Annotated in this window: 2 protein-coding genes, 2 tRNA genes and 1 rRNA gene (1 of these 5 cut by a window edge); 4 read left to right on the plus strand and 1 reads right to left on the minus strand. The window is 64.9% G+C overall.

All coding sequences use genetic code 11. From position 1 onward, the window contains the following. The first annotated feature begins 190 nt into the window (after positions 1–190). Entirely contained in the window at positions 191–2,833 is a 2,643-nt protein-coding gene (gene clpB, locus UAA55_RS18445; protein ID WP_322954588.1) for an ATP-dependent chaperone ClpB, read from the plus strand. 84 nt (positions 2,834–2,917) lie between these two features. On the opposite strand, the gene UAA55_RS18450 is transcribed toward clpB, so the two are convergent. Continuing rightward, a complete protein-coding gene (locus tag UAA55_RS18450) occupies positions 2,918–4,339 on the minus strand; it encodes a M23 family metallopeptidase (protein WP_322954589.1) in 1,422 nt (473 codons plus the stop codon). A 1,162-nt stretch (positions 4,340–5,501) separates the two neighbouring features. Between UAA55_RS18450 and UAA55_RS18455 the strand changes: the two genes are divergently transcribed. From UAA55_RS18455 to UAA55_RS18465, 3 genes are all read left to right on the plus strand, one after another. Next, a 16S ribosomal RNA gene (locus tag UAA55_RS18455) occupies positions 5,502–6,999 on the plus strand. A gap of 135 nt (positions 7,000–7,134) precedes the next feature. Beyond that, positions 7,135–7,211, plus strand: a tRNA-Ile gene (locus UAA55_RS18460). 28 nt (positions 7,212–7,239) lie between these two features. After that, positions 7,240–7,295 (plus strand) — tRNA-Ala (locus tag UAA55_RS18465) (it continues 20 nt past the right edge of the window).

Genomic DNA, 7,295 nt, shown 5'->3' on the forward strand with positions numbered 1-7,295 from the left:
CGCTTGTCAACGAACGGTCGAGGACAAGTTGACGACAATTAGATGTAGGGAGGGGGTGCGATCAGGCTTGCGGCTGGCGGGATCAGGCCCCATATCGCTGATGCATCCTTTGGATCGCACAATTGTCGTGGATCATGGCTGGAACGGGCTGCCTGGCGGACGCTCTGGCCGACACTAGGAGCTTTTTGCGATGGACTTCGAGAAGTTCACAGAGCGCAGCCGTGGCTTCGTGCAGGCGGCGCAGACGCTGGCGCTACGCGGCGGCCACCAGACCCTGAACCCTGAACACCTGCTGAAGGTGCTGCTGGACGACAGCGAAGGCCTGGCGGCCAACCTGCTGCGCTCCTCCGGCGCCGATCCCGCCCGCGCCCTGTCGGGTGTCGAGGCGGCGCTGGCCAAGGTGCCGGTGGTGTCCGGTCCCGGCGCCGGGCAGATCAGCCTCAGCCGCGAGCTGGCCAAGGTGTTCGACAACGCCCTGCAACTGGCCCAGAAGGCGGGCGACAGCTTCGTGACGGCCGAGCGCCTGCTGCTGGCCCTGGCCATGGCCGAGGGCACGACCGCCGCCAAGGTGCTGGCCGAGGCCGGCGCCAAGCCGCAGGCCCTGAACCAGGCCATCAACGCCCTGCGCAAGGGCCGCACCGCCGACAGCGCGTCGGCGGAGCAGAGCTATGACGCGCTCAAGAAATACGCCCGCGATCTGACCCAGGCGGCGCGCGACGGCAAGCTCGACCCCGTTATCGGGCGCGACGAGGAAATCCGCCGCACCATCCAGGTGCTGGCCCGCCGTACCAAGAACAACCCCGTGCTGATCGGCGAGCCCGGCGTGGGCAAGACCGCCATCGTGGAAGGGTTGGCCCTGCGCATCGTCAACGGCGACGTGCCGGAAGGCCTGAAGAACAAGCGCCTCATGGCGCTGGACCTGGCGGGCCTGGTGGCCGGCGCCAAGTTCCGGGGTGAATTCGAGGAACGGCTGAAGGCCGTGCTGCAGGAAATCCAGTCCGCGGCGGGCGAGGTCATCGTCTTCGTTGATGAGCTGCACACCCTGGTGGGCGCCGGCAAGGCCGACGGCGCCATGGACGCCTCCAACATGCTGAAGCCGGCGCTGGCGCGCGGTGAACTGCACTGTGTGGGTGCCACGACGCTGGACGAATACCGCAAGTATATCGAGAAGGACGCGGCCCTGGCCCGGCGTTTCCAGCCCGTCTTCGTGGCCGAGCCGACGGTGGAGGACACCATCTCCATCCTGCGCGGGCTGAAGGAGAAGTACGAGCTGCACCACGGCGTGCGCATCACCGACGGCGCCATCGTGGCCGCCGCCACCCTGTCCAACCGCTACATCACCGACCGCTTCCTGCCCGACAAGGCCATCGACCTGGTGGACGAGGCTGCCAGCCGGCTGCGCATGGTGGTGGACAGCAAGCCCGAGCAGATCGACGAGCTGGACCGCCAGATCATCCGCCTGAAGATTGAGCGCGAGGCGCTGAAGCGCGAAACCGACCAGGGCTCCAAGGACCGGCTGGTCAAGCTGGAGACCGAGCTGGCTGAGCTGGAGGAGCAGTCGGGCAACCTCACCGCCCAGTGGCAGGCGGAGAAGGACACCCTGTCCAGCGCCCAGAAGCTGAAGGAACAGCTGGAACAAGCCCGGGCGGAGCTGGAAAACGCCCAGCGCACCGGCAACTGGGCGCGGGCGGGCGAACTGACTTACGGCGTCATCCCGGAGACGGAGCGCCGCCTGCGCGAGGCGGAAGAGGCCGGCGGCAACCGCATGCTGAATGAGGAGGTGCGCGACGGCGACATCGCCGCCGTGGTCAGCCGCTGGACCGGCATTCCCGTGGACAAGATGCTGACGGGCGAGCGGGAAAAGCTGCTGCGCATGGAGGAGAAGCTGCACAGCCGCGTGGTGGGCCAGGACGAGGCGGTGGTGGCCGTGTCCAACGCCGTGCGCCGCGCCCGCGCCGGCCTGCAGGACCCCAACCGCCCCATCGGCAGCTTCCTCTTCCTGGGCCCCACCGGCGTGGGCAAGACGGAACTGACCAAGGCGCTGGCCGAGTTCCTGTTCGATGACGAGACGGCCATGGTCCGCCTCGACATGTCGGAATACATGGAGAAGCATTCGGTCGCCCGCATGATCGGCGCCCCCCCGGGCTATGTCGGCTATGAGGAGGGCGGAGCCCTGACCGAGGCGGTGCGCCGCCGGCCCTATCAGGTCGTGCTGTTCGATGAGGTGGAGAAGGCCCACCCCGACGTGTTCAACGTGCTGCTGCAGGTGCTGGACGACGGCCGCCTGACCGACGGCCAGGGCCGCACGGTGGACTTCCGCAACACGCTGATCATCATGACGTCCAACCTGGGGTCCGAGGCCTTGGCCGCCCTGGCCGATGGGGCGGACGCGGCGGCGGTGGCCACGGCGCACGCCCATGTGCTGGAGGTGGTGCGCGGGTCCTTCCGGCCGGAATTCCTGAACCGGCTGGATGAGATCCTCATCTTCAACCGCCTGTCGCGGCCGCACATGGCTGGCATCGTCAACATCCAGCTGGGCCGCCTGCGGCGCATGCTGGCGGAGCGGAACATGACGCTGGAGCTGGACGACGCGGCCCTGCGCTGGCTGGCCGACGCCGGCTACGACCCGGCCTATGGCGCCCGGCCCCTGAAGCGGGTGATCCAGCGGGAACTGCAGAACCCCTTGGCCACCCGCATCCTGGAAGGCCGCATCAACGACGGGGAGACCATCACCGTCTCCGCCGGGCCGGAGGGCCTGGTCCTGAACGGTGAGGCCATCAAGGTGCCGCCGGCCGGCGAAAGCCTCTGGGGGCAACCCCCGACGGTGCACTGAGCAACCGTACGTTGAAGGCTGGAATGCGAAGGGCCGGTCCCCCAGGGGGCCGGCCCTGAATTTTGTGCTTCCGACTGCCGGGGCTCAGTGCCGCTTCACCGCGGCCTGGACCACATGACCGGCACCCGGCTTGCCGGCCACCATGGTCATGCCTTCCTGCATGTCGCGGAAGGTGTCCTGGTCCTGGGCGACAATGGACTGGAACTGCTTCAGATCCTTGCCGTCCAGCTTGCGGCCGGCCTCGATCTTGGCCTCTTTACTGTCGGGGTTGATCTGTTGGTTGCCGCGCAGCACTTCGAAGTGCAGGTGCGGGCCGGTGGCGCGGCCGGTGGCGCCGACATAGCCGATGACGTCGCCCTGGGCCACGCGCATGCCGGGGCGCAGGCCCTTGGCGATGCGGCTCATGTGGCCGTAGGCGGTTTCCATCTGGTTGCCGTGGCGCAGCTTGACGTAGTTGCCATAGCTGCTGAAGGGGCCCGCCTGTTCCACCAGGCCGTCGCCGGCGGCGTAGATGGGGGTGCCCACGGGGGCGCCGAAGTCCTTGCCCTTGTGCATCTTGCTGTAGCCCAGCACCGGATGCATGCGCATGCCATAGCCCGAGGTGACGCGGGCGCCGTCGATGGGGGTGCGCAGGATGGCGCGGCGGATGCTCTCGCCCAAGGCGTTGTAATAATCGGGCGTGCTGCCGGCCGCCTGGTAGCGGTAGATGGCCTTCTCCTTGCCCGACAGGGTCAGCGACGCGAACTGGATATCGCCGTCGCGGGCGGCCTGGCCGTCCTCGGTGTAATAACGCTCGAACAAGATTTCGAAGGTGTCGCCCGGCTGCAGGTCGCGCTGGAAGTCGACGTCGTAGGCGTAGCGCTTGATGAAGGCGTCCAGCACGGGGTAGGGCACACCAGCGGCGCTGGCCGCTTCCGACAGGCTGCTGGTGATGCGGCCGCGGGCCGCCACCAGCTTCTTCTCCAGCGGCTTGTCCACCTGGCGGGCCTGGTAGCGGCCGCCGTTGAAGGCGACCGACACGGCGCGCTCGGCGGCCGGCTGGAACTCCAGGCCGATGAACTTGTCGCCCTCGCTGTGGTCGAACAGTACGGTGATGCCCTGGCCCGCCTTCATGCGGCGCACGTCATAGACGGCGCTCAGCGCGCTGACGGCGTTCTGGGCGTTGTCGGCGGGCACACCGCCATCCATCAGCACCTGCATCAGGGTGTCGCCCCGGCCCACGCTGACATGGCGGCGTTCAACGGGGTCGATGGACAGGGGCTTGTTGGTTTGCGGTGCCGGGGTGGCGGCGGCCACCGTGGTTTGCTGGGGGATCTGCTGGTCCTTGGGGGCCGCGGCCGCGGCGGCGGCCAGGTCGGGGTCCACGTCGGACGGCGGGGCCGGCGGCAGCGCCTGCGGGGCGATGGCCACGCTGCCTGTGTCGTCCAGGGACGCCAGGGAGACGACGCCGCCCAGGGTCAGGGCGACGGCCGATGTCACGGCGATGCGCTTCAGCAAGGCCCCCACTCCCCCAAATCAAACCGCATCGTCAAAACCCTCAACGTCAAAGGCTATAGGCCCCATCGGGCGCTGTTTCCCGGGGCGCCTGTTCCCAGGCCCCGGGCACGGTGTCGACGGGCCGCCCGGTTGAACGGCCTTGGCCGTGGTGCCACGAACACCACGAAAATCCCCAGGCCGGCCCTGTCCCCGAGAGGCGGGGCCGGTATTGAGGGAGAGGAACTGACGACTGGAAACGCCGAAATCCGGTCCATTGCCCCGGGGATTCGGCAGGTCGTAACGCCCCAGTTTCTTCTCGTCCGATGGGCCTAGGCTTCACCCGCCAAGAGGCGCGGAATGCCTGGCCACCGGTTAGGCCAATCCTCGCGTGACGCTATTGTCACTGTCAACGGGAACATCCTACGTACGACACGTTAATAGGACTTGAAAGGCGGGGGCATTTGAGTTTGTCCGCCGTCGGGGCAAGGTGGGTACCGCCGACGGCCGCCTCCTTACCTGGCGGTGGTGGCGAAATTAAGCCGCCTGGGGGTACCCCGCGCCCGCCGCAGCCCTGGGCTGGGAAAAGCGCCTGTGACGCCGCCTTTCCACGCGCGCGTGCGAGCATATATAGGGGATACGCGGCGGTAGCGACGGCGCCCACCCAGGTTTGGTAAAAATCGTCATGTGACTGCAAAATTCCTGTAGACAGGCCCCCGGTGAGGTCACTATAACCCCGTTCACCGACGCGGCGGGCGACAACGAACGGCGCGACGGCGAAGCGATCCCTGAGTTCTGGCGGTGACGCTGGTGGATGAGGGGATTGCGGACCAGGCGGAAAGCTCCAGCGATGGGGTCGCCGGTCGATACGGAATTTGCCCTTCCTGTCCGGGTTTGGGTTGGTCCTTACGGGGATCGGCCAGGGACGGGGTTGTGGTTGTCGGCGCTTTTTGCGTTTGGGCCACGGGTTCTTGAACAAGTGAACGTCTTGAGAAGGGATGCGCAGACGGCGGTTCCGATGCTGGGTCCAGTACGGGCACACAATGGAAACGATCGAAGCGCATCTTAAGAACATGCTCTGAATATGTCCCTTCAGCGATGAGGGGAACAGGAACGGACTTGGGTTTGAGGTGCCGACTGAGGTTGGTTTCCGTCGAGGTTCTGGTGGGCGCAAGCCCGCTACCGGAACCGCATTGAACCTGAGAGTTTGATCCTGGCTCAGAACGAACGCTGGCGGCATGCCTAACACATGCAAGTCGAACGAAGGCTTCGGCCTTAGTGGCGCACGGGTGAGTAACGCGTGGGAACCTGCCCTTTGGTTCGGAATAACTCCGGGAAACTGGAGCTAATACCGGATGAGCCTGATGGTTGTGGAGACTGTCAGGGAAAGATTTATCGCCGAAGGAGGGGCCCGCGTCCGATTAGGTAGTTGGTGAGGTAACGGCTCACCAAGCCGACGATCGGTAGCTGGTCTGAGAGGATGATCAGCCACACTGGGACTGAGACACGGCCCAGACTCCTACGGGAGGCAGCAGTGGGGAATATTGGACAATGGGGGCAACCCTGATCCAGCAATGCCGCGTGAGTGATGAAGGCCTTAGGGTTGTAAAGCTCTTTCGCACGCGACGATGATGACGGTAGCGTGAGAAGAAGCCCCGGCTAACTTCGTGCCAGCAGCCGCGGTAATACGAAGGGGGCTAGCGTTGTTCGGAATTACTGGGCGTAAAGGGCGCGTAGGCGGCTGTTCAAGTCAGGCGTGAAATCCCCGGGCTTAACCTGGGAATTGCGCTTGAGACTGAGCGGCTTGAGTTCGGGAGAGGTGAGTGGAATTCCCAGTGTAGAGGTGAAATTCGTAGATATTGGGAAGAACACCGGTGGCGAAGGCGGCTCACTGGACCGATACTGACGCTGAGGCGCGAAAGCGTGGGGAGCAAACAGGATTAGATACCCTGGTAGTCCACGCCGTAAACGATGAGTGCTAGACGTTGGGGTTCTTAGAACTTCGGTGTCGCAGCTAACGCATTAAGCACTCCGCCTGGGGAGTACGGCCGCAAGGTTGAAACTCAAAGGAATTGACGGGGGCCCGCACAAGCGGTGGAGCATGTGGTTTAATTCGAAGCAACGCGCAGAACCTTACCAGCTCTTGACATCTACTGACCGGTGCGGAGACGCACTTTCCACTTCGGTGGCGGTAAGACAGGTGCTGCATGGCTGTCGTCAGCTCGTGTCGTGAGATGTTGGGTTAAGTCCCGCAACGAGCGCAACCCCCATCTTCAGTTGCCATCATTTGGTTGGGCACTCTGGAGAAACTGCCGGTGACAAGCCGGAGGAAGGCGGGGATGACGTCAAGTCCTCATGGCCCTTATGGGCTGGGCTACACACGTGCTACAATGGTGGTGACAGTGGGCGGCGACCTCGTGAGGGGGAGCTAATCTCCAAAAGCCATCTCAGTTCGGATTGTACTCTGCAACTCGAGTGCATGAAGTTGGAATCGCTAGTAATCGCGGATCAGCACGCCGCGGTGAATACGTTCCCGGGCCTTGTACACACCGCCCGTCACACCATGGGAGTTGGCTTTACCCGAAGCCGGTGCGCTAACCGCAAGGAGGCAGCCGACCACGGTACGGTCAGCGACTGGGGTGAAGTCGTAACAAGGTAGCCGTAGGGGAACCTGCGGCTGGATCACCTCCTTTCTAAGGACGCCCGCGCTGGGTCCACGGCTTGTCTAATCATAGACGAGCGTGGCTTTAACCGGCCCGCAGGAGCCGCCGTCGGCGCATCCCTTCTCCAGACCCTTTGAACGGCACGAGGTTAACCCTCGGTCCCGTGGGCTAGTAGCTCAGCTGGTTAGAGCGCGCGCTTGATAAGCGTGAGGTCGCAAGTTCAAATCTTGCCTGGCCCACCACTCTATCCCCAGCATCCGATGTCAGATCGGGGGCGTAGCTCAGTTGGGAGAGCGCGTGCTTTGCAAGCATGAGGTCGTCGGTTC

The organism is Nitrospirillum guanabarense (assembly GCF_034653355.1).
Taxonomy (GTDB): domain Bacteria; phylum Pseudomonadota; class Alphaproteobacteria; order Azospirillales; family Azospirillaceae; genus Nitrospirillum.

Excerpts from the sequence above, each read along its gene's own strand:
- clpB (WP_322954588.1), top strand. The coding sequence starts at position 191 with ATGGACTTCGAGAAGTTCACAGAGCGCAGCCGTGGCTTCGTGCAGGCG.